This window comes from Fictibacillus aquaticus, from assembly GCF_002245695.1.
Lineage (GTDB): Bacteria > Bacillota > Bacilli > Bacillales > Fictibacillaceae > Fictibacillus > Fictibacillus aquaticus.
Genome location: NZ_NOII01000063.1, coordinates 1 through 2,494 on the forward strand (window position 1 = coordinate 1; position 2,494 = coordinate 2,494).

Consider the following 2,494-nt stretch of genomic DNA (forward strand, 5'->3'; position numbering starts at 1 on the left):
TTAATCGGCTGATTGGCTACATTGTTAAAAGGCGGATATGTTATTTGAGAACTTAACAGCACATTTGTCTGGGTACTTGTAGAAGGAATCAATAATTGCAGTGTCAATGAATCTCCTGCATTTAAGCGAAGAATAGCAAATGATCCGACGACTGTTGCTTCCTGATCGCTAAAAAATGCGGCTCCAGCACGAGTAGAATCCTGTATATTGCCGTTTACAAAAACGCCGAACGCACAATGCTGCCGACCAGGTACAGGAAGAAAGGTTACTGCCCACTGAACGGCATAATCTCCTGCAATAGGAACTGTTAAAGAGTTAGATGTAGCCGTGACGCCTCCGAAAAGAACAGACTGTGTAGAAGAAAACTGGTTAAAACGAACAAGCTCAGCTGTTTGTCTGATTAATGTTTGATCCGCGTTATCAAAAATATTAGCGTACACTGGCGAAAAAACACCTGGCGGTCCAGGAGGCCCCGGCGGTCCAGGGGGGCCGGGACATTTTTCAATTTTGTCTATTTTTTTTTCAATCACACATAGCAGCTTGTGCAGTTCTGTTGAGATCAGGTGTTTTATTGATCTGATAATGGACATAACAAGCCCCCTTTAAAAAGGTTAAACTATTTTATGCAGAACGCCTGTCATTGTTTAAATTCCAAAAAGCTTCTCCATGTTGACGGGTCGGCCATAATCTACTATAGTGTGGGTAACTTAAAAGGCGGTTAGCGTTTTTTAGTTGAGCAGAGCAGAGAGCATTTTTAGTGAGAGCAGAAGAGCGAGGACTAACCTTTATGTAAAGGCTTCTTTTGCATTCACAAAAAGACTCCGCGTCTCATGCGGAGTTTTTTATTTTTTGAGACGAGGTGAGAGAAGATGTATCAGCCAGAGTGCAAGGAAGTTCAAAAACTGGCGGCAGAGGGATATAACGTGATCCCTGTCAGCTATTCTTTTTTATCCGATTCCATCACGAGCATTTCGATCTTTAAGCATTTTTTAAATGAAGATCACACCTTCTTGCTCGAAAGTGTAGAAGGCGGAGACAAGTGGGCGCGTTATTCGTATATCGGGCGCCGTCCTTTCTGGAAGTTTACGAGCAAAGAAAACGAGGCTAAGATTCAGGATCAAAATGGCAACGTGCGCCGACTGAAAGGTGAACCTTTGTCTCTTTTGAAAGAAGAGCTCGCACGGTTTAAGTCGCCGAAAATAGACGGGATTCCTCCATTCACTGGAGGGGCGGTCGGTTTTTTCGGCTATGATTTGATTACTTCTTTTGAAAAAGTGAAGTCTCACAGAGAGGATTCGCTACACTTGGAGGATGCTGAATTTTTGTTCACGGATGAAATCATCGTTTTCGATCATTTGAAGCAGACGACGACTATCATAGCCAACCTGCATGTGAGCGAGCACGCTTCATCCGAAGAAATTGAGGATAACTACGACCGTATTTGTTCAGCTCTTCAAGGAACGTACCGGGAAATTACAAAAGCTGCACATGATAAGCAGCCGAAACCACTCCTTCAAAAGGATATTACAGTCAAATCAACGCATACAAAGGAAGAGTTCTGCGATATGGTGGAGCAGGCGAAGGAATATATCCGTTCGGGTGATATTTTTCAAGTCGTTCTTTCGCAGCGTTTTGAGGTAGAGACCGAGATTCATCCTTTCGATGTTTACCGAATGCTGAGAGTGATGAACCCATCTCCATACCTTTACTATTATCAATCGGGCGGAAAAGTGGTCGTTGGATCGTCGCCTGAACTTCTCGTTAAGGTATCAGACGGTATCGTTGAAAACCGGCCAATAGCGGGGACCCGCCCGCGGGGAATGACACCGGAAGAAGATGCCAAGCTTGAGAAAGATCTGTTATCAGATGCGAAAGAAACGGCAGAGCATGTGATGCTTGTCGACCTTGGACGCAATGATGTCGGGCGGGTGTCAGAATACGGTACAGTTGAAGTGGAATCGTACATGAACATTGAACGTTACTCACACGTTATGCACATCGTGTCTCACGTAAAGGGGAAACTGCGGGAAGGTCTCGACTTTTTTGACGCACTGCGGTCTTGTATGCCAGCTGGCACTGTGTCCGGCGCCCCAAAAGTGAGGGCGATGCAAATCATATCAGAGCTGGAAAAAGAGAAGCGCGGGCTATATGCTGGAGCTGTTGGATATCTTGGATTTAACGGTACGATGGATTCATGCATCGCCATCCGGACGATTCTTTTTCAGAATGGAAAAGCGTATGTGCAGGCTGGTGCGGGTGTTGTTGCTGATTCTGTACCGGAAAACGAATATGAAGAGACGATCAACAAGGCAAAAGGCATGATCAAGGCAATTGAAGCTGCACACGAATACAGGCAGCAGTCGGATGCTATATAAAAAAACAGCGGGCCCATGAGGGGGTCCGCTGTTTTCGTATTATTTCGCGTCTACAGTTGTGATCAGCTTATCAACAAGTCCGTATTTTACCGCATCTTCTGCTAAAAGGAAGTTATCGC

1 protein-coding gene and 1 pseudogene are annotated in these 2,494 nt (G+C 45.1%); one reads left to right on the top strand and one right to left on the bottom strand.

The genetic code is table 11. The features are described 5' to 3' along the window. Nucleotides 1-590: pseudogene (locus CGZ90_RS19585) on the bottom strand (hypothetical protein); the annotation flags it as partial. Between the two features lie 279 nt (nucleotides 591-869). On the opposite strand from CGZ90_RS19585, the gene trpE reads away from it, so the two are divergent. Further along, a complete protein-coding gene (gene trpE / locus CGZ90_RS19590; protein WP_094254177.1) occupies nucleotides 870-2,375 on the top strand; it encodes an anthranilate synthase component I in 1,506 nt (501 codons plus the stop codon). The last annotated feature ends 119 nt before the right edge of the window (nucleotides 2,376-2,494 follow it).